Below are 19,253 nucleotides of genomic sequence, written 5' to 3' on the forward strand. Positions count from 1 at the left end.
AATGGAAGTTTATTCAACAGAAGAACAACAAGCAGAAGCAATAAAACGATTTTTCCGTGAAAATGGCACATCTCTGATTGCCGGTGTAGTACTAGGTTTAGGTGGTTTATATGGCTGGAAAGCATATAACCAATCGCAAATTGATAGCGCTGAAGCCGCGTCGGATGCCTACACGCAGTTAATCTCGACGGCAGGTCAAGAGAACTCTGACGTACTTGCAAAGTCAGACGCATTTTTAACTGAGTATAAAGATTCTAGCTATTCTGTATTAGCAGCGTTTGTAAGCGCACGTGAAGCAGTTGATGCAAAAGACTACAGTGCAGCAAAAGAAAAGCTAGAGTGGATTGTAACAAATGCACCAAAAGCTGAGTTGAAAGCTATTGCTACAACACGTATTGCACGTATTGAACTTGCTGAAGGAAACTTTGACGCGGCACTTGCAAAACTAAACACAACGTTGCCAGAAGCGTTCAAAGCACAAGTAGAAGAGCTTAAAGGCGACATCTACCTTGCTAAAGACGATAAAGACAATGCACGTTTAGCATACCAAGCAGCACTTGATGCGGCAGGTGAAACGCAAAATCAGCTTCTTCAAGTTAAATTGGATAATCTAGCTGTTGCTCAGACGCTGTAGGTGATTTATGAAAAAAATTACCTTAGCAACCTTGTTGCTGTTAACACTTGGCTTAACTGGCTGTTCATCAAGTGATGATGAAGAAGACGAGTTAACACTGCCTGAAATCGTTAATCAGTTTGAAGCTGATAGCGTATGGCAAACTAGTGTCGGTTCTGGTGTTGAACATTACTTTTCGCGTCTTTCGCCAGTGGTTTATAAAGACACAGTATTTGTAGCGTCACGTCGTGGTGAAATCAAAGCAATTGATATTAACAGCGGCAAAGAACTTTGGCGCAGCGATGTACGTAAAAACCCAGCGTTTTGGCCATGGGAAGATGACGATAGCGCTAAGCTATCGGGTGGCTTAAGCGAAGCGTACGGTAAAATCTTTGTAGGCACAGAACGCGGTGAAGTGATTGCACTTGATCGTGAAACAGGTGAACTTGCTTGGCGCAAACAAGTGCCAGGCGAAGCACTTTCAGCACCTGCTGCAGGCGATGGCCTAATTTATGTGAATTTAGGTTCAGGTAAGTTAGTCGCATTACATCCAGATGAAGGTGAACAGCGTTGGGTGTATGAGCATGAAGTGCCAGCACTTACGTTACGCGGTATTAGCTCTCCGCAATCAGCAAATGGCGGTGTTATCTTTGGTGAAGAGAACGGTAAGCTGTCAGTGGTTATTGCAGAAAACGGCTTTTTAGCGTGGCAAGCTGATGTTGCAATTCCACAAGGTGCATCAGAGTTTGAACGTTTAGCGGATGTAGATACGCAGCCAGTTGTACAGGGCTCAACTGTTTATTCACTGGCGTATAACGGCAACTTAGTGGCTGTTGATATTCGTTCAGGTAATGTACTTTGGAAGCGTGAATACAGTGGCTACCGCGATTTTACCGTTGATGGTCGCAATATCTATTTGGTAGATAGCCAAGGTTCTATCTATGCTTTAGATGCAAGCTCAGGTATTGAACGTTGGAGTCAACCAGCTTTAAATGGTTGGTTTTTGACGGGGCCAACAGTATTTGGCAACTATCTAGTAACGGGTGACCAAGAAGGTAACCTACACTGGTTAGATAAAGAAACCGGCGATCTTGTATCGCGCAGTGAATTCGATAGTTCAGGTTTCTACGTCGAGCCAATTACAGCGGGTGATAAACTAATTGTTATAACACGTGATGGTGAAGTGAGTTTAGTTAACTTACCACTAGCGAATTAATATTTATTGCCAAGTGTGACTTGGTAAATTAAAGGCTTCGTTACGGCTTGCTCTGGACGAAGCCTTTTGTTGTTTATTTAAGAGGTTGAATATGCTTCCTGTGATTGCCCTTGTGGGCCGTCCTAATGTTGGGAAATCAACATTGTTTAATCGCTTGACGCGAACGCGTGATGCACTTGTGGCAGACTTTCCTGGTCTGACACGCGATCGTAAATATGGTCAGGCGAGTTATGAAGATTACGAGTTCATTTTAGTGGATACCGGCGGTATCGACGGGTCTGAGCAGGGCATTGAATCTGAAATGGCTGAGCAATCGCTGTTAGCGATTGAAGAGGCCGATATTGTAATGTTCTTAGTTGATGCCAGAGCGGGCTTAACCGCATCTGATATTGGCATTGCAGATCACTTACGTAAACAGCAAAAGAAAGTATTTGTTGTTGCCAACAAGATTGATGGTATTGATGCGGATTCAAACTGTGCTGAGTTTTATCAATTAGCACTTGGCGAAGTATATCAAATCGCTGCAGCTCATGGTCGCGGTATTACATCGTTACTTGATACGGCATTACAGCCAGTTATTGCTGAATATGCTGAGGCGTATCGTGAAGCAAATCCAGAAGAGTTTGAAGATGACCTAGTTGATTCACTTTACGATGATGAAAACGAAGGTGAAGACGTTGATGGTGAGCGCCCAGACAAACCGGTTAAGCTTGCGATCATTGGTCGCCCAAATGTAGGTAAATCAACTCTTACAAACCGTATTTTAGGTGAAGAGCGCGTTATTGTTTACGATATGCCAGGCACCACTCGTGACTCTGTGTATATTCCAATGACACGCAATGAGAAAGAGTACGTACTGATTGACACCGCAGGTGTGCGTAAACGTAAAAAGGTATCTGACGTTGTTGAAAAGTTCTCAGTAATTAAAACACTGAAAGCGATTGAAGATGCAAACGTTGTGTTACTGGTGATCGATGCACGTGAAGGTATTAGTGATCAAGACCTAAGCTTATTAGGCTATACGCTTAACGCGGGTCGTTCATTAGTGATTGCGGTAAACAAGTGGGATGGCTTGGATACCGAAGTAAAAGATCGCATTAAATCAGAGCTCGATCGTCGTTTAGGTTTTATTGATTTTGCGCGTATTCACTTTATCTCGGCGCTGCACGGTACTGGTGTTGGTCATCTGTTTGAATCAGTAGATGAAGCCTATGAATCGGCAACAAAACGTATCAGTACTGCGATGTTACGCCGTATTATGGATATGGCACAAGCTGATCACCAGCCGCCGTTAGTACGTGGCCGTCGTGTTAAGTTAAAATACGCGCACGCAGGGGGATATAACCCGCCAATTATCGTTATTCACGGTAACCAAGTTAAAGATTTACCTGATTCGTACAAGCGTTATATGATGAACTATTATCGTAAAGCGCTTAAGGTTATGGGTACGCCAATCAAGATTGAATTTAGAGAAGGCGATAACCCGTATGCAGGTCGCACTAATAAGATGACCTTGTCGCAACAGCGACAGCGCAAACGTATTTCTAAAATGTATAGCAAAAAGCCTTAATTTTAGATTTGTTGAAAAAAGCACCGAACAGGTGCTTTTTTCGTATGTGATGATGGAAATAGCTGCAATTACCAGCAGTTATGTGCTAATAATTAGACAATAAGAATAATTAACCATCATGTCACAAATGGATTACTTAAAAACAGTTATCTACGTTGATAATGTTGAAGAAACGTTAGATTTCTACTTCCAAGCATTTACCGTCAGCACGGCTCAGCTCGATGAAGACGGGCAATACGGCGAGCTGGACTTCCAAGGTGCGTGTATTGCCTTCGCGGCGCATCCCTTAGCGCAATCTCACTTTAAGCAGAGTTATATTCGCGCGCAGCCAAAACAACCGGCACTTGGTTTTGAATTAGTCTTAAAGGTTGATAACATTAATTTAGCGTTTGCAAAAGCGGTAGATGCAGGCGCAGAACCACTTTCTGCACCGCATGAAATGGAAGGTAAAAACTTGGCCTATGTACGTTCTATTGAAGGTACGCTCATTGCGCTAAGCGAATAAACTTTGCTTCATAAACTGCCAAGTTTCTTCAGAATTTATAATACGACCGTGACCAAGTTTATTAACCGCTTTTAAATTGATATGGCTGTGTTGACTCGCTTGTTGATTGGTTAGTTCAAACTTAGCAAATCGGTCTTTTTGGTCGTGAATAATATGAATAGGATGGGCGTGACCTGCAATGTGTAATTCAGGCAAAATCTCACCAAAACGCATATCGTGTTCATCTTCAACACTTTTTAGCACGCCACTAAATAAGTGTTGATGAATGCCTGTATTCAAAATACGTTGTTCAAAAGAGTCGTAAAAGCCAAAGGTAGGCGCAATTAAAAAATGGGGTACATCTTTACTCACATTAAGCGCTGCAATGGTTCCCATAGAATGGCTGACAATTGCTTTAGGCTTTTCAATGCTTGCCATTACAGATTTTAACCCTTTGATAAAAAGCGGTAAATTGGCAAACTTGCCATCGCTTTCACCATGACCGTAATGGTCAAATGCCATCGCTTTAAAACCACTTGCCGCTACTTTCTCCATAAGTGGTAAAAATTGACGGCTACTGCCAGACCAGCCATGGGTAAAAACAACTGCAGGACCTTCACCAATTGAAGTAAGGTGTAAGGCACCGTGTTCGGTTGATAGTTTTTGTTGCGTAAACTGGGCTGACAATGTTGTTCTTTTGCGGTTTTTTATTGGTGTTAACAGTAATTTTCTCGTTTGATTAAAGGCAAATTTTGGTGCAATTTTAAGTGCGGTAGTAGATGCCGCTTTAATCAAATAGTAGGCTAGCGGCTTTCTTTTTGCCGATGATGAAAAATAGATTTTACTGCTCATACAGATTCCTCTGCGCGGTGGCGCTCAATTAATTGGTTTAGGGCAGTTTTAAAACGGCTATGTTCAGCGTCTTCAACACCTAGCCATGACATGCTTTGGCTGCCTAAATAAAGTGCGTAGAGTTCAAACACAAATTGCTCTGCGCTTACGTCTTGTTTGAATTGCCCAGCACTTATTACTTGCTTAACTTTGTGCGTTAAATAGCCAAGCCAATTTGCAAGATCTTGCTTAACTTGATCGTGTATAGCGCCTGGTTGGTCATCAAATTCCACTGCCGCGGAGATAAAAATGCAGGTCTTTGCTTGGTTTTCATACCAATCTAGCCAGTTCTCACACAAGCTAAGTAATTGAGCAAGAGGATCAAGCTCGCGGTTGATTGGCTGAATAACCGTGCTTTGAAAAAGTTCATTGGCGAATGTTAGTACATTCAATTGTAGCGTTTCTTTTGATTTAAAATGCGAAAACAAGCCCGATTTGGACATGCCTGTGGCAACTGCAAGGCCGCCAATAGTGAGGTTGTCTAAGCTTGACTGTGTAGCAATTTTTAACGCTGTTGCGAGGATCTGCTGTTTTGTTTCTTGACCTTTACTCATAATAGCACGAGCGTGCTAAAAGTAAATGTTTCAATTAGCTGTTTGCGAACACTGTATTTAACTCAATGTTGCCTATACTGTGTGTAATGTAATGTGAGAGTTCACTATGCTAACCCCCGATTTACCAGCCAATGAAAATACAAGAATTAAAACCCTGCAAAACTTAAATGTGCTAGATACACCGCCTGAGCAAAGGCTTGATAGAGTTACGCAAATTGCCGCTAAAATGTTTAACGTGCCTATCGCATTGGTATCGTTAGTTGATAAAGAGCGACAATGGTTTAAGTCTTGTGTCGGTTTAACAGCAAGTGAAACACCGCGTGATATTTCCTTTTGCGGCCATGCAATTTTGAGTGAGCAAGCATTGGTTGTAACAGATACTTTAGCGGATGAGCGTTTTGCAGATAACCCGTTGGTACAGGGCGAGCCAAATATTCGGTTTTATGCGGGGATCCCTCTTGAGCATGAAAATGGATGCCGTCTGGGTACCTTGTGCATTATTGATAGCAAACCTCGTAATTTTAATACCGACGATATTACCTTGTTGAAAGAGCTTGCGGTGCTTGTGGAACTTGAGTTAGTAAATAAATTACCAAATACCACTGACCCTGTAACAGGGTTATCAAACAAAGCTGGTTTTAAGTTATTAGCGCCGATTAGTTTAAAGGTGTGTCAAAAGTTAAATCTTAAAGTTTCGGTAGTGTATTTGTTTATGAAAGGGCTGCTTAGTTATCGTCATGATCGCCAGAAGTATACGACTATTTTAAAGACAACAGCTGAACTTTATAAAACTACATTTAGAGCGACTGATTTAATCGCCCGTTATGATGAAAATGGATTTGTTGCGCTAGTAAGTAATGCGGACAAACACAATACGCAAGAGCTACTTGACTGTTTGATTTCGCAAATGAATGACATTGATTTTGACGTGCAGCATGATAGCCCTATTGAGTTAATAACGGGTGTCATCGACAGCTCACCATTTTGTGATATTGATGAGCTGATCTTTAACGCCTTTATTAAGCTGCATGAAAAAGGCGAGGGGCTTTAGAAACAAGATGCGACAATAAGTTGTTTAATCAGCTCTTGGCTTGGTTTTATTTTTTCCATCGCTAAAAATTCATCGGGCTGATGGGCTTGTTGTATTGAGCCTGGACCCATTACGATTGTTTCACAACCAAGCTGCTGTAAAAAAGGCGCTTCGGTGCAATAGTTTACCGCTTGTGCTTGTTCACCAGACAGCTTTTCAGCAAGCTTTACTAAACTGCTGTCTGTGCTGCCTGAAAACGCGGGAATAGGTTCGTGTAAATCATGTACCGCTACCGCGTTTGGATATTGGTTATTTATCGGTGCTACTGCCTGCAACAGCATTGCTTGAAGTTCTGGAATACTAATGCCGGGAATTGGGCGCATATCAATATGTAACTCGCAACAACCACAAATGCGGTTGGCATTGTCACCACCATGGATGTGCCCAAGGTTTAAAGTCGGGTAGGGTATTTTAAAATCTGATAATGAATATTTATTCTTTATGTCTTCTTTTAGTTTTAATAGCTGGCTAATTACAAGCTGCATGACTTCTATCGCGTTTAAACCCGCATCAGGATCAGAGCTATGACCTGCTTTACCTGTTACACGAATTGCTGTCGACATATGTCCTTTATGAGTATACACAGGCACCATGTCGGTAGGTTCACCAATAATACAACGAGCCGGCTTTAGCTTATTCTGTTTGGCGATTTCAATTGCGCCAGCCATTGTGGTTTCTTCATCTGCGGTCGCTAAAATTGTAATAGGCTGTTTTAGATTAGCGAGTCCAGTATCGTTATCTATTTCTTGTAATGCATTTAAAACAAAAGCAAAAAAGCCTTTCATATCGATACTGCCTAAGCCATAAAACTTGTTGTCTTGTTCGCTTAATTTGAACGGGTCGAACTGCCAACGACTATCGTCAAATGGCACTGTGTCTGTATGTCCTGCCAGCATTAAACCGCCTTCACCCGTACCTAGCTTTGCCGCTAGATTGTATTTTCCGGGATTATTATCAAGTTCCGTAATTTCGACTGCAAAGCCTAGAGATTCACACCAACTTGCCAATAAATTGATGACTTCGCGGTTACTCATGTCGAGTGATGGCACCGTTGCGCTAATCGACGGTGCGGCAATAAGTGCACCGTACATATCAAGAAAGTGTAATTGCGACATGATTCCCTCAAAATACTTAATAAATAATTATGCAAAAAAGTTGAATATAAATTTACATTGGTTTATTCTGCATTTCAATTCATTATTTTGAAATAATTAGTACCGAGACTAACAGCATGCAGAACTCAATTTTACGACGATAACACTTTTTGAAAACTTGTCTTTATACCCTTAATAGTTTTTTGGAAAAAATATGAATATCGTTATCGTTGGTGCAAGCGGTTACTCAGGTGCTGAGCTTGCCAAATTAATCTCTCTACATAACTCGCTAAAGTTAGTGGGTATGTATGTGTCTGAAAATAGCCTAGATAAAGGTAAATCGCTTGCCAGTCTTTACCCTGAACTAAATGGCATTGTTGCAGGTGAACTAGCGCCGTTAAATAGTGAGGCATTTTCAGTAATCGAACAAAATGCCGATGCCATTTGCCTATGCACTGAACATTCAGTCAGTGTCGAACTTGCACCTCAGTTTTTAGCAATGGGCAAAAAAGTATTTGATTTATCTGGAGGCTTTCGTCTGTCATCAAATGATGACTATGAAACCTATTATGGCTTTAAACACGCTAGCCCTGAGCTATTAGAACAAGCTGTTTATGGTCTTGTTGAATGGCAAAAAGACCAAATCAAAAATGCACAGTTAGTAGCAGTACCTGGTTGTTACCCAACCGCTGCGCTAAATGCGCTTAAACCATTAAAACAAGCTGGCTTACTTACTGATGAAACTGTGATTATCAATGCGGTTTCTGGTGTTACTGGCGCTGGGCGTAAAGCCAATGTGGCAACGCATTTTTGCGAAGTGAGCCTTAAACCTTACGGTTTATTTAATCATAGACACGGCCCTGAAATTGAAAAATACCTTGACCACAGGGTGTTGTTTACACCGCATTTGGGCAATTTTAAGCGCGGTATTCTTGAAACTATCTATGTCAAAGTAAAACCAGGCACTTCTCTAAAGCAAATAGCTGAGTCATATCAGGTGCTTGCTGATGAGCCTTTAATTCGCTTACTTGGCGATGCAATTCCATCAATTAAAGGTGTTGAGAACACGCCGTTTGTTGATATTGGTTGGCAGTTACAGGGTGATCAACTCATTGTGATCTCTGCGATTGATAATTTACTTAAAGGCGCGTCTGGCCAAGCACTTCAATGTATAAACTTAACCTTAGGACTGGCAGCACATACGGGCTTTCAAGGAGTAAATCATGGCTAATTGGGTAATTAAGCTAGGTGGCGCGGTATTAAATAATATTGACGCTGCAAAAGCGTTAATTGATGTGTTACATCAAAAGCCTGAAGACAAATTTATTCTAGTGCACGGCGGTGGCTCGCTTGTTGATAGCTGGTTAAGCGATGCGGGCTTTGTTACGTCAAAACATCTTGGCCTGCGTATTAGTCCGCGTGAACAAATGCCTTACATTGTTGGTGCGCTTGCGGGTTGTGCAAATAAACAACTCATGGGCGCGGCAATTAGTAATGGTTTTAAGCCTGTTGGTTTAAGTCTTTATGAAGCGGGGCTCGTTAGTGAGCAAAAGCTAAAAGCGCTTGGCCAAGTCGGTACCTGCATTGAAAACGATGCCAGTATTCTTAAATCGCTACTCAATGCGGGATGTTTTCCGATTGTGAGCTCAATTGGTTTTGACTTAGAAGGCAACTGGTACAACGTAAACGCCGATGAAGCAGCAGCTAGTATCGCTCAATTGCTTGATGCGGAACTGGTTTTTATGACAGATGTAGAAGCAGTATTAGATCACAAGCTTAATCCATTACATCAGTTATCAAGTACTGATATCAGTACATTAATCGAAGAGGGAGTCATTAAAGGCGGCATGCAGGTAAAAGTAAATACCAGCTTGCAAGCTGCTCAACATTTACGACGTGGCGTGTATATCTCGAGCTGGCAAAAGCCAGAAAACTTAATCGCATTGCTCAATGGTGAGCATGTGGGAACCAAGATTACGCCATAGGAAAAACAATGACTCAACAATTTATTACGGGCTTAGAACTCAACAAAGAAGCCAACTTAGAATTACTTAATTTAGCATTACAAATTAAAAATAACCCAATGGATTTTGCCGATGCGCTGAAAGGAAAATCGGTTGTTACGTTATTTGAAAAACCAAGTTTACGTACTCGTCTGTCGTTTGACATCGGCATTAACAAACTCGGCGGACATGCAGTTTATTTAGATCAGCAAAACGGTGCAATGGGGCAACGTGAATCAGTAAAAGATTTTGCCCTAAATATTTCCACGTGGGCTGATGGCATCGTAGCGCGTGTAATGGCGCATAGTACATTAACTACGCTTAGTGAATTTTCGTCTGTACCGGTTGTAAATAGTTTGTGTGATTTATATCACCCATGCCAAGCACTCGCTGACTTATTGACATTGACTGAAATTTACGGCGACGTAAGCCAACTAAAATTGGCTTATTTAGGTGAAGGTAACAATGTTACGCACTCACTGATGCTATTAGCGGCAACCTTAGGTACTGACTTTGTCGCAGTATGCCCTAAAGGCGCATCACCTGATGCACAAATTGTAAAACAAGCTGAAGCGATAGCAGCACAAAATGGCGCATCGGTATTGGTAAGTGACCGTTTAGAAGCCGCAGTTGGTTCGAATGCACTCTATGCCGATACTTGGGTATCAATGGGCGATAACACTCCACTTGAACAAGTAAAAGAAAAGTACATGCCGTACCAAATTAATCAAAAGCTTGTTGATATGACAGGCGCGTCCAGCGTACTGCATTGTCAGCCTGCACACCGTGAATTTGAAATTACCTCTGAGGTAATGGACGGTGACAAATCATTCATAATACAACAAGCTGAAAATCGTATGCATGCGCAAAATGCTCTGCTTGTAAGTTTATTAAACCCAAATTTTGTGTAAGGAATCGGTAACATGAGTTCTATTAAAAAAGTTGTACTAGCATACTCAGGTGGTCTTGATACATCGGCTATCGTGCCATGGTTAAAAGAAAACTATAACTGTGAAGTAGTGGCATTTGTTGCCGATGTAGGCCAAGGTGCAGAAGAGTTAGAAGGCGTAGAAGCAAAAGCGATTGCATCGGGCGCATCTGAGTGTCATATCGTTGATTTAAAAGATGAGTTAGTTGCCGATTATATTTATCCAACGCTTAAAACTGGCGCAATTTACGAAGGTACTTACTTACTAGGTACGTCAATGGCGCGTCCTATCATTGCTAAAGCACAAGTTGAAGTTGCGCGTAAAGTAGGTGCTGATGCACTTTCTCACGGCTGTACCGGTAAAGGTAATGACCAAGTTCGTTTTGAAAGCTGTTTTGCAGCCCTTGCACCTGATTTGAAAGTGATTGCGCCTTGGCGTGAATGGGATTTATCAAGCCGTGAATCATTACTTGATTACCTTGCTGAGCGTAATATTCCATGTTCTGCGTCGGCGACTAAAATTTACAGTCGTGATGCAAACGCGTGGCACATCTCACACGAAGGTGGTGAGCTTGAAGATCCGTGGTGCCAACCTAGCGATCAAGTATGGACATGGACAAATTCGCCAGAGCAAGCGCCAAATGAGTCACAACTTGTTCAGCTTAGTGTCAAAAATGGTGAAGTAGTTGCGGTAAATGGTGAGCAAATGTCACCGCTGCAAGTACTCACTACGCTAAACGAAGTTGCAGCGCCCCATGGTATTGGTCGTGTTGATATCGTTGAAAACCGTTTAGTGGGTATGAAGTCGCGTGGTTGTTATGAAACTCCAGGTGGCACAGTAATTATGGCGGCACTTCAAGCGATTGATGAGTTAGTGCTTGATAAAACCAGTCGCAAATGGAAAGACACTTTAGCGAATGAGTTCTCACACCTTGTTTATGACGGTCGTTGGTTTACGCCACTAAAAGATTCAATTTTAGCTGCAGCAGAAGCGTTTTCGACTCTTGCAACCGGCGAAGTGGTATTAAAGCTTTATAAAGGTCAAGTTACTGCGGTGCAAAAGCAATCTGAAAACTCATTATATAGTGAAGACTTTGCAACGTTTGGTGAAGATGATGTGTATGACCAATCACATGCAGAAGGCTTTATTCGTCTATTTTCATTAAGCAGTAGAATTTCTGCAATGAATAACAAGTAATCTTGCCGAGAATTAGTGAGAGGATAGAGTTATGGCACTGTGGGGCGGACGTTTTTCTTCGGGACCAGATCACGCATTTAAGCAATTTAATGACTCACTGCCATTTGATTATCAAATGGCAGAAGAAGACATTATTGGTTCTGTGGCTTGGGCTGGTGCGTTACAACAAGTTGATGTGTTAACAGCGGACGAACATCAAAAATTAGTAGCAGGTTTAAACGAACTTTTAAATGAAGTTCAGCAAGACCCAAATGCAATTGCAACGGCTGGGGATGAGGATATTCACTCGTATGTAGAAGCAAAGCTAATTGAAAAAGTGGGCGATCTTGGTAAAAAGCTGCACACAGGTCGTAGCCGAAACGACCAAGTAGCTACCGATTTTCGCTTGTGGAGCCGAAAAACAGCGAAGCAACTGCTTGCCGCCATAGCGTCACTAAAACAGGCGCTTGTAACACTAGCTGAAAAAGAGCTTGGTACCGTGCTACCGGGTTATACTCATCTACAACGTGCGCAACCTGTGTTGTTTAGTCATTGGTGTATGGCATATTTTGAAATGCTGGAGCGCGATGAAGCGCGTTTAGAAAGTGCGCTTAGCCGCATTAATGTCTGTCCGCTAGGTTCAGGCGCACTAGCAGGTACCGCCTATGCCATCGACCGCGAACAACTGGCTGCTAATTTAGGGTTTGATAGAGCAAGCCGTAATAGCCTTGATGCCGTGTCTGACCGTGATTTTGTGGTAGAGCTTTTAAGCTGTGCGTCAATTTCAATGATGCACTTATCACGCCTTGCAGAAGATATGATCTTCTACAATTCGGGTGAAGCAGGCTTTATTGAACTGGCAGACAGTGTGACGTCTGGCTCAAGTCTTATGCCGCAAAAGAAAAACCCAGATGCACTAGAACTTATTCGTGGTAAAACAGGCCGTGTATTTGGCGCCTTTAGTGCCATGATGATGACCTTAAAAGCACTGCCGCTTGCATATAATAAAGATATGCAAGAAGACAAAGAAGGGCTTTTTGACGCAATGCCAACTTGGCTTGCTTGTATTCACATGGCTGAAGCCTGCATTAAAGGTGTGAAAGTTAACGCAGAGAAAACCAAAGCGGCAGCACAAGGCGGTCATGCTAATGCTACAGAGCTTGCTGATTATTTAGTTGCCAAAGGTATTCCATTCCGTGAAGGTCATCACATTGTTGGTGAACTGGTACAAGTTGCAATTTCCGAAGGTAAAAATTTGGAAGAATTATCGCTTTCGCAGTTTAAAGCCGTTTGCGATGTAATCGCAGATGATGTGTACCCAGTGCTTGAACTACAAGCATGTTTAGATGCGCGTTTAGCGCTTGGAGGTACATCACCGACGCAAGTTCAATTTGCCATCAGCAACGCAAAAAAAAACGCTGAATTTACGGTAAGAGATGCCACGCTAAACGATGTGGAAGCAATTGCTGAACTTATTCAGTATTGGGCGCGAGAAGGCGAAAACTTACCGCGTGCAAAAAGCGATATGATCCACAGCATCAATGAATTTGCTGTTATAGAAGTGAATGGCAAAGTGACAGGCTGCGCATCGTTATATATTTACGATACAGGCCTTGCTGAAATTCGTTCGTTAGGTGTTAATCCCGAATCAAATGTGAAAGGGCAGGGGCGAGCGCTGGTAAATCACCTAATTGAAAAAGGTCGTAAGTTGGCGCTAGGGCGTATTATCGTATTGACTCGAGTGCCTGGTTTCTTTAGCAAGTTAGGTTTTGCCGATAGCCATAAATCTCAACTACCTGAAAAGGTGATGAAAGATTGTGAGTTGTGCCTCAGAAAAGACAATTGCGATGAAGTAGCGATGGACTATTTAATTGCACGGCCAAATTCTTTGCGCATCGATTGTCGCAATGTAGCCTAAATTCATTCTAAATTTAATCGCCATTAAAAGCACAACAGCTATGCTGTTGTGCTTTTTTACGTTTTACACTTTTTGTACTTTACTCAATAGAGATGGTGCTTTGTAAATTACAGTTGTTATTCAATTTGATTTTATTGTTATATAAAACAGTAAATTAAAATTAACCCTTTGTTCGTATATTGCGAGTAATTCGTATTTCTGGATCGCTAATTGCTAAATTTGAGCACCTGATGTTTAGTTGTCAGAAAAATGACAGCTAAAGGTCCCTAAGCATGTTAGGACTACAAAAAGAACAAAAAGGACGCTTAGGTCATCTTTGAAAATTAGTTTTATAAGGAATAGAAAAATGCAAATTAACGGTACAAACAGCTTAAATGCTATGCAATATGCACAAATGCAAAACACTCAAACAAATACTGTTAAATCAGAGTCTTCACAAAACACCCTGCAAAATGATAAGGTAACTTTCTCGGCGGAGGCACTTGGTATGACTCCTGAATTACATCGCGGTGGTGGTAATGTAATAACCAAACGCGAGGAAGACTAATCCGTTAAAGGACATGAATGTTTTTTGATATGAACCTTGCCCCTTTTTTTGGCGCATTTATGACATGGGGCTTTTTGATTGGCTTTTTGTTTAATGTATTTGGCAAGGTTGTCGGCTTTAAAGATAGTTACTCAATAATTATTTCAGCTTTAGTTGTGTTCATGTCCTATTTTATTAGTGATCATATCTTTGAATTTGATACTACTACACGTGTTTATTTACAATGGATGGCTCAAGATATCCTCACTATTGCAACCATTTTTTTTGCACATAAACTTTTTAAAATAAAGCACCATCGTGCGTCATATTACGTTTATCTTGGCCTTTCCTTAAATGGTTTAATGTTCTATTTAATGTGGGTTGATATTCAAGTCTTGGCTAATCAAGAGCCTTGGTGGTTTTGGACCTTATACTCATTTGGCGTCAATATTGTTGATTATGTGATGGTTATTACTTTAATTGTGGGTCGAGATTGGCTTGGTTTAGTGCGATTTGGACGATTTATGCGTAATAAAATAGTCGCCAAAAAGGAAAGTTTTATTGATAAGCGAAAAGCAAAGCGTCTTCCGCAGGCTTTGCTACAAGCTTAAACGCTTCTTAGATACTATGTGCTCTAGCGACTTAAAAACGATATTCCCAACTGCCACTTAGTGCGAATTCTGTATCCGAATCATTAGCCAACTTATCGCGCCAAGTTGTTGCTTTCAGTTTCAATAAACCGTCAAATAACCCTTGCTGATAACTCACCTCTAGTTGCAAGCGCTTTGTATCAAGTTTTTCAAAATCCATATGGCGCAGTTTTACAAACCCAGCATAACCATTTGTTGTTTGATAGCTGCTTGATAAACTCACGCCTTTAACATTCTGACCGATACTTGCCGCGATATTTTCACCTAAGTGCGCGTACCCTTGCTCATAATACGGGTGCTGATATTGGCAATGACTCAAGGTCGCAATATAACGACAGTTTGAAATCGTATCTGAGTATTCAATATAGCTTTTAACTAAGAAATCTTGGTCACCAAAAAAGTGTTCAGCGCCTAATGTGTACATTGTATCTTCAGGTAAAAAGCTTAGCTCGTTGGTACCAGCATATTCACCGTAAAGAGCAATAGATTGATTAAACAGGCGTGTACTGTATTTAACATCAATGCTGGTTAATTGGTTGTATTCATTAACCCCGTTGGTATCGAGCTTATTTTTGGTCAGTATGACATCTGATAACGCACCAAAACCATGATCTGTATCTGGACTATCAAATTGCGCAGTTTGGTTTACGCCTACCTCTAAACCCGTAATTGGGGTTGATGAAAAGCGCATAGCCCAGAATAGGCTGTCTTTGTCATCGTTTTTGAGGTATTTGTCTTGACCAATAAAGGCTGAAAAATTCCACGGACCAATAAATGAGAGAAAATTCGGTCCATAGTAATCGGTATTTAAACGGCTAAGGCGCAACCCCGGCATTGGGGCGGCGTTGTTTGAGAGTAACAACGCGTTATCGTTACTTGGGCCAAACCATTTATTAATTTGCTCAACACTAACGCTCCAATTGCCGTATAACACCGCCAAATAAGAACCGTCATAGTTGAGTTCCTTTTGGCTGGTGGCATCTTTGCTATAGCCAATAGATACTTTTGCAGTCACTCTGTCACCCATTAGTACAGAGGTGCCTTGAATGTTGCCTTTATGCTTATTGCGTTCGCCAAAACTTTGTAAGTTGCTTGGCTCACTGTTACCACTTAGTTTAACTGATGAATAAGAGCCTGACTTAGCAGCTTTGAGCGCATGTTGAACTTTACGCAATGCGAAAATACCATCATCAGATAGCTTATTGCGATTGATCATTGATAAATCTTGCGCAATACCTTGCCACATAAGCGGATAGCTATTAACTGGGCGCTTAATTGCGCCTTCACTTACTAATTGCTCAATCGCGGCGCGTAAAAACGGGTCATCGGTGCCAATCCAAGGCTCAGCAAAAACGTTTGCTGCAAAAACTAAACTACATGATGCAGCAATATGGCTCAACTTCATTTTGCCAACTTTTCCTTAAGGGCGTTTACGACAATTGGGTCTACAAATTCATGAACATCACCACCATGAATTGCCACTTCTTTTACTAGGCTTGATGAAATAAATGAATTTTTCTCAGCCGGTGTTAAAAACACTGTTTCAAGCTCTTTATTGAGTCGGCGGTTCATATTGGCTAATTGAAATTCAAATTCAAAATCCGATACTGCACGTAAGCCACGTACTAATACGTGTGAATTTTGCTCTCTCGCTAAATCAGCAAGCAGGCCAGAAAAACCAATTACTGTCACGTTATCAAGGTGTGACAAAATAGACTTAGCGATTTCAACACGTTGTTCTAATTCAAAAAACGGCTTTTTATTTGGATTATGTGCAACGGCTAAAATTACTTCGTCGAACATTTTAGCGGCGCGCGCAACTAAATCTGTATGGCCATTAGTGATTGGATCAAACGTTCCTGGATAAATCGCTTTTACTTTCATGGTATTGGTAACTTAGTGATGATGCTGGCATTTTATCAAGCTTTAATTGGAATACCAATCGCCAAACGAGACATTTTGCCAATTGGTATTCAACACTAGATTGTTTATACTGCGCGGTATTAACGTTAGGCATAATAGGATAATTATGAGTACCAAGGATAAGATAATTCAAACAAGCATTGCTTTGTTTAACCAGCATGGAGAGCGCGCGATTACAACCAACCATATCGCATCAGAAATGGGCATTAGCCCAGGTAACTTGTATTATCACTTCAAGAATAAAGAAGATATTCTACGCAATATCTTTAGCCTTTATAAAAATCACCTTAAAGATAATTTTATCCCAATGGATAAAAACCAAGATGTGATGGCGCAGCTCGCCGGCTATCTTGATTCACTGGTTGAATTAATGTGGCGTTTTAACTTCTTTTATAACAACTTAACCGATATTTTAAGCCGCGATAATGAGCTTAAAGCGCAATATTTAGAGCAGCAAGCACAACTGTTAGAACAAGTAGCAGCGGTTATTGCAGGGCTCAAGTACGCCGAAGTTATTGAGATTGATGACAGCGATATCGTTGAACTTGCACATATGGTGAAACTAACCGTGAGTTTTTGGACGCCATATGTAAAAGCGCATAGCGAAGATGGTCGCTTGTCAAAACAGGATATTTTTGGTGGTATTGTTAAAGTGATATTACTGTTTAAGCCTTACGCCAAAGGCGCAGGCTTAGATCAGCTAAAAGAACTACAACAAGAATACATTAATAAGCAACTTGACGTTGAACAGGCGGTTGCTTAACGGTCTTTTTGGCAGTGCGTTAACAGTTGCTGCCAAAACGCGATACCTTTTTCTCGCGCAAGATTAATGTTTGTCTCTGGAATACCTTCCGGATCAGGGTGAATCTCAAGTACCCTTGCCATTGAAGCTTCTCTTATTAAATGTAATGTTGGATAAGGTGCCCTGTTGGTGTAGTTAGCTGCATCGTGCTCATCACTATCGGCAAATACATAGTCTGGGTGGAAATTGGCGATTTGAATAAAGCCTTCATAACCACTTGATACCAACATCGCATTGGCTAAATCAACCAAATCTAAAAAATCGTCAAAATTTTTAAAGCCTTCGCTAAAAATATGCAAGCAGGTTTCAATTTCGTCGTTTTCACGCATTTCTTGTATTAATGAGAGCATTTCAATTACCGCATCTTCATGCGACTTTGTTTTGCTATCTACATAGTTAATTGTATTGTTTACCACTTCCTTTTTGGCAAAAGGGCAAAAGTTATACCCAACAATAACGCGGCTAACCCAGTTTTTAGTTTGTTCAATCGGTGATAATGTCATGAGAAATCTCGTTTTCAATAAGCGTTATTGTGCGTTTAACCGCGCCACTGTTAGCATTTAATATAGCCAACGCATTGTCCCCCAGCTCTTTTTGTTTATTAGGGTCGTTTGCAATTGAAAGCAGGCTTTTACAAAGCGCATCGGCACCATCAACACACAAACAGGCATTACTGTCTAGTAATTGTGGGTAGACATGTAAAAAGTTGGTGTAGCTTGGCCCGGTAATAATTGGAATACCAAATGCCGCTGCCTCAAGCGGGTTATGACCGCCGCGCTCAATTAAACTACCGCCAATAAAAGCACTGTTTGCAGCCCCAAACAGTGTAAGCATTTCCCCCATGGTATCTGCGAGTAGTACTGCTTGCCCGTTATGTGGTGCTTTGCTGCGTTGGCTAAAACTAATATTTTGTTGCGTTAAATAGGCTGCTACTTTGGCAAATTGTTCAGGGTGGCGCGGGGCAATAATCAGTAGGGCGTTTGGCTGTTTTCCTAACAGTGATAAATGTGCAGCAATAACCTGTTCATGTTCGTTAGGGTGAGTTGAACCGGCAACCCAAATAAAATCATGTGTTGTAAGCTCAGATTGAAACTTCGCTACGTTGTTTGTTATTTCATTATTTAGCGTAATATCAAACTTAATTGAGCCAGTTACATGCGCATGTTTGAGGTTTAAACCGAGTGCTAAAAAACGTGCCGCATCGTCTTTATTATGCGCTGCTAGCAAGCGAATGTTATGCATAATTTGTTTGCTTAAAGGTCCTATGCGCTGATAGCCTTTTTGCGATTTTTCCGATAAACGCGCATTAATAACACACACAGGTATGCCATGTGTACTTGCTTTAATAATCAAATTTGGCCAAAGCTCAGTTTCTAAAATAACAACGGCTTTTGGTTTTAATTGTTTTATAAAACGTGAAACAGCGCCAGGAAAATCAAGTGGCAAATACACATGTTGCACGCTGTCTTTAAATTGCTTTTTTATTTCCGCAGAGCCCGTAGGTGTATTGCAGGTTATAGTGACAAGGTGAGTTTGTTTTAATGTGTTAATTAATTTACTTGCGGCCATTAATTCACCGACTGACGCGCAGTGAATCACCAGGCTGTTTGGTTTTAAATTATCATCATAAAAACCAAGGCGTTCAGCCCAACGTTTACGATATTCAGGCGCTTTTTTTCCGCGTAGCCATAAGTGCAAAAATATCAGCGGCGATAAAAGATATAAAACAAAACTGTAAATTATGCGTGCCATATCGACCTCACGAGATAGAGCGGCGAGTTATAACATATTTATACAATTTTTGCTGCGCTATG

At 41.2% G+C, this 19,253-nt stretch carries 20 protein-coding genes; 13 read left to right on the forward strand and 7 right to left on the reverse strand.

Annotated features, from left to right (window positions below):
• Window position 1 precedes the first annotated feature (1 nt).
• The 4 genes from ACXAFE_RS03095 (at window position 2) to ACXAFE_RS03110 (ending at window position 3,904) form a co-directional block, all read left to right on the forward strand.
• On the forward strand, window positions 2–634 hold the full coding sequence (locus ACXAFE_RS03095; protein WP_100912817.1) for a YfgM family protein: 633 nt from the start codon (window positions 2–4) through the stop codon (window positions 632–634).
• A gap of 7 nt (window positions 635–641) precedes the next feature.
• A complete protein-coding gene (gene bamB, locus ACXAFE_RS03100; RefSeq protein ID WP_100912818.1) occupies window positions 642–1,829 on the forward strand; it encodes an outer membrane protein assembly factor BamB in 1,188 nt (395 codons plus the stop codon).
• Window positions 1,830–1,920: 91 nt separating this feature from the next.
• Window positions 1,921–3,399 (forward strand): ribosome biogenesis GTPase Der, encoded by a 1,479-nt coding sequence (gene der, locus ACXAFE_RS03105; protein WP_475148495.1) that lies wholly within the window; start codon window positions 1,921–1,923, stop codon window positions 3,397–3,399.
• Window positions 3,400–3,526: 127 nt separating this feature from the next.
• A complete protein-coding gene (locus ACXAFE_RS03110; protein ID WP_475153587.1) occupies window positions 3,527–3,904 on the forward strand; it encodes a VOC family protein in 378 nt (125 codons plus the stop codon).
• On the opposite strand, the gene ACXAFE_RS03115 is transcribed toward ACXAFE_RS03110, so the two are convergent.
• Together ACXAFE_RS03115 and ACXAFE_RS03120 are read right to left on the reverse strand one after the other, a co-directional pair.
• Window positions 3,893–4,735, reverse strand: coding sequence for an alpha/beta fold hydrolase (locus ACXAFE_RS03115; protein ID WP_475148499.1), 843 nt, complete (start codon window positions 4,733–4,735; stop codon window positions 3,893–3,895). The genes ACXAFE_RS03110 and ACXAFE_RS03115 overlap by 12 nt on opposite strands.
• Window positions 4,732–5,328, reverse strand: coding sequence for a TetR/AcrR family transcriptional regulator (locus ACXAFE_RS03120; protein ID WP_054978647.1), 597 nt, complete (start codon window positions 5,326–5,328; stop codon window positions 4,732–4,734). Before ACXAFE_RS03120 ends, ACXAFE_RS03115 begins: the two co-directional genes overlap by 4 nt.
• Before the next feature lie 106 nt (window positions 5,329–5,434).
• On the opposite strand from ACXAFE_RS03120, the gene ACXAFE_RS03125 reads away from it, so the two are divergent.
• Entirely contained in the window at window positions 5,435–6,379 is a 945-nt protein-coding gene (locus tag ACXAFE_RS03125; RefSeq protein ID WP_475148506.1) for a GAF domain-containing protein, read from the forward strand.
• Here ACXAFE_RS03125 and argE read toward each other — a convergent pair.
• Window positions 6,376–7,533, reverse strand: coding sequence for an acetylornithine deacetylase (gene argE, locus ACXAFE_RS03130; RefSeq protein WP_475148508.1), 1,158 nt, complete (start codon window positions 7,531–7,533; stop codon window positions 6,376–6,378). The genes ACXAFE_RS03125 and argE overlap by 4 nt on opposite strands.
• A 193-nt stretch (window positions 7,534–7,726) precedes the next feature.
• Between argE and argC the strand changes: the two genes are divergently transcribed.
• From argC to ACXAFE_RS03165, 7 genes are all read left to right on the forward strand, one after another.
• Window positions 7,727–8,743: an N-acetyl-gamma-glutamyl-phosphate reductase gene (gene argC / locus ACXAFE_RS03135; RefSeq protein ID WP_475148513.1), complete on the forward strand. Its 1,017-nt coding sequence runs from the start codon at window positions 7,727–7,729 to the stop codon at window positions 8,741–8,743.
• Window positions 8,736–9,497, forward strand: a complete 762-nt coding sequence (gene argB, locus ACXAFE_RS03140; protein WP_054978643.1) for an acetylglutamate kinase — start codon at window positions 8,736–8,738, stop codon at window positions 9,495–9,497. The genes argC and argB overlap by 8 nt, the downstream gene beginning before the upstream one ends.
• An 8-nt stretch (window positions 9,498–9,505) precedes the next feature.
• Window positions 9,506–10,426, forward strand: coding sequence for an ornithine carbamoyltransferase (locus ACXAFE_RS03145; protein WP_475148518.1), 921 nt, complete (start codon window positions 9,506–9,508; stop codon window positions 10,424–10,426).
• A gap of 12 nt (window positions 10,427–10,438) precedes the next feature.
• Window positions 10,439–11,641 carry an argininosuccinate synthase gene (locus tag ACXAFE_RS03150; RefSeq protein ID WP_105170849.1) on the forward strand — a complete coding sequence of 401 codons (1,203 nt, stop codon included), beginning with the start codon at window positions 10,439–10,441 and terminating at the stop codon, window positions 11,639–11,641.
• 31 nt (window positions 11,642–11,672) lie between these two features.
• On the forward strand, window positions 11,673–13,538 hold the full coding sequence (gene argH, locus ACXAFE_RS03155; RefSeq protein ID WP_475148523.1) for an argininosuccinate lyase: 1,866 nt from the start codon (window positions 11,673–11,675) through the stop codon (window positions 13,536–13,538).
• Between the two features lie 346 nt (window positions 13,539–13,884).
• Window positions 13,885–14,085 carry a hypothetical protein gene (locus ACXAFE_RS03160; RefSeq protein ID WP_475148526.1) on the forward strand — a complete coding sequence of 67 codons (201 nt, stop codon included), beginning with the start codon at window positions 13,885–13,887 and terminating at the stop codon, window positions 14,083–14,085.
• A gap of 17 nt (window positions 14,086–14,102) precedes the next feature.
• Complete coding sequence (locus ACXAFE_RS03165; RefSeq protein ID WP_475148532.1) at window positions 14,103–14,675, forward strand: hypothetical protein; 573 nt, start codon at window positions 14,103–14,105, stop codon at window positions 14,673–14,675.
• A 31-nt stretch (window positions 14,676–14,706) separates the two neighbouring features.
• Here ACXAFE_RS03165 and ACXAFE_RS03170 read toward each other — a convergent pair whose 3' ends face one another.
• Entirely contained in the window at window positions 14,707–16,119 is a 1,413-nt protein-coding gene (locus tag ACXAFE_RS03170; RefSeq protein ID WP_475148536.1) for a capsule assembly Wzi family protein, read from the reverse strand.
• Window positions 16,116–16,598, reverse strand: coding sequence for a pantetheine-phosphate adenylyltransferase (gene coaD, locus ACXAFE_RS03175; protein ID WP_054978636.1), 483 nt, complete (start codon window positions 16,596–16,598; stop codon window positions 16,116–16,118). The genes ACXAFE_RS03170 and coaD overlap by 4 nt, the downstream gene beginning before the upstream one ends.
• Window positions 16,599–16,743: 145 nt before the next feature.
• On the opposite strand from coaD, the gene ACXAFE_RS03180 reads away from it, so the two are divergent.
• The gene (locus ACXAFE_RS03180; RefSeq protein ID WP_394226984.1) at window positions 16,744–17,400 is read left to right on the forward strand and encodes a TetR/AcrR family transcriptional regulator; all 657 of its coding nucleotides are present in this window, start codon (window positions 16,744–16,746) and stop codon (window positions 17,398–17,400) included.
• Here ACXAFE_RS03180 and ACXAFE_RS03185 read toward each other — a convergent pair.
• Together ACXAFE_RS03185 and waaA are read right to left on the reverse strand one after the other, a co-directional pair.
• A complete protein-coding gene (locus ACXAFE_RS03185; protein ID WP_475148540.1) occupies window positions 17,397–17,942 on the reverse strand; it encodes a DUF1415 domain-containing protein in 546 nt (181 codons plus the stop codon). The genes ACXAFE_RS03180 and ACXAFE_RS03185 overlap by 4 nt on opposite strands.
• On the reverse strand, window positions 17,923–19,191 hold the full coding sequence (gene waaA / locus ACXAFE_RS03190) for a lipid IV(A) 3-deoxy-D-manno-octulosonic acid transferase (RefSeq protein ID WP_475148542.1): 1,269 nt from the start codon (window positions 19,189–19,191) through the stop codon (window positions 17,923–17,925). The genes ACXAFE_RS03185 and waaA overlap by 20 nt, the downstream gene beginning before the upstream one ends.
• Window positions 19,192–19,253: the final 62 nt, after the last annotated feature.

The sequence above is a fragment of the Pseudoalteromonas sp. ABV4_021 genome (assembly GCF_056159365.1).

What these genes read in the sequence shown, in the direction of transcription:
- ACXAFE_RS03095 (WP_100912817.1), top strand. Translation starts at nt 2, where the DNA reads ATGGAAGTTTATTCAACAGAAGAACAACAAGCAGAAGCAATAAAACGA.
- bamB (WP_100912818.1), top strand. Translation starts at nt 642, where the DNA reads ATGAAAAAAATTACCTTAGCAACCTTGTTGCTGTTAACACTTGGCTTA.
- der (WP_475148495.1), top strand. Translation starts at nt 1,921, where the DNA reads ATGCTTCCTGTGATTGCCCTTGTGGGCCGTCCTAATGTTGGGAAATCA.
- ACXAFE_RS03110 (WP_475153587.1), top strand. Translation starts at nt 3,527, where the DNA reads ATGGATTACTTAAAAACAGTTATCTACGTTGATAATGTTGAAGAAACG.
- ACXAFE_RS03115 (WP_475148499.1), bottom strand. Translation starts at nt 4,735, where the DNA reads ATGAGCAGTAAAATCTATTTTTCATCATCGGCAAAAAGAAAGCCGCTA.
- ACXAFE_RS03120 (WP_054978647.1), bottom strand. Translation starts at nt 5,328, where the DNA reads ATGAGTAAAGGTCAAGAAACAAAACAGCAGATCCTCGCAACAGCGTTA.
- ACXAFE_RS03125 (WP_475148506.1), top strand. Translation starts at nt 5,435, where the DNA reads ATGCTAACCCCCGATTTACCAGCCAATGAAAATACAAGAATTAAAACC.
- argE (WP_475148508.1), bottom strand. Translation starts at nt 7,533, where the DNA reads ATGTCGCAATTACACTTTCTTGATATGTACGGTGCACTTATTGCCGCA.
- argC (WP_475148513.1), top strand. Translation starts at nt 7,727, where the DNA reads ATGAATATCGTTATCGTTGGTGCAAGCGGTTACTCAGGTGCTGAGCTT.
- argB (WP_054978643.1), top strand. Translation starts at nt 8,736, where the DNA reads ATGGCTAATTGGGTAATTAAGCTAGGTGGCGCGGTATTAAATAATATT.
- ACXAFE_RS03145 (WP_475148518.1), top strand. Translation starts at nt 9,506, where the DNA reads ATGACTCAACAATTTATTACGGGCTTAGAACTCAACAAAGAAGCCAAC.
- ACXAFE_RS03150 (WP_105170849.1), top strand. Translation starts at nt 10,439, where the DNA reads ATGAGTTCTATTAAAAAAGTTGTACTAGCATACTCAGGTGGTCTTGAT.
- argH (WP_475148523.1), top strand. Translation starts at nt 11,673, where the DNA reads ATGGCACTGTGGGGCGGACGTTTTTCTTCGGGACCAGATCACGCATTT.
- ACXAFE_RS03160 (WP_475148526.1), top strand. Translation starts at nt 13,885, where the DNA reads ATGCAAATTAACGGTACAAACAGCTTAAATGCTATGCAATATGCACAA.
- ACXAFE_RS03165 (WP_475148532.1), top strand. Translation starts at nt 14,103, where the DNA reads ATGTTTTTTGATATGAACCTTGCCCCTTTTTTTGGCGCATTTATGACA.
- ACXAFE_RS03170 (WP_475148536.1), bottom strand. Translation starts at nt 16,119, where the DNA reads ATGAAGTTGAGCCATATTGCTGCATCATGTAGTTTAGTTTTTGCAGCA.
- coaD (WP_054978636.1), bottom strand. Translation starts at nt 16,598, where the DNA reads ATGAAAGTAAAAGCGATTTATCCAGGAACGTTTGATCCAATCACTAAT.
- ACXAFE_RS03180 (WP_394226984.1), top strand. Translation starts at nt 16,744, where the DNA reads ATGAGTACCAAGGATAAGATAATTCAAACAAGCATTGCTTTGTTTAAC.
- ACXAFE_RS03185 (WP_475148540.1), bottom strand. Translation starts at nt 17,942, where the DNA reads ATGACATTATCACCGATTGAACAAACTAAAAACTGGGTTAGCCGCGTT.
- waaA (WP_475148542.1), bottom strand. Translation starts at nt 19,191, where the DNA reads ATGGCACGCATAATTTACAGTTTTGTTTTATATCTTTTATCGCCGCTG.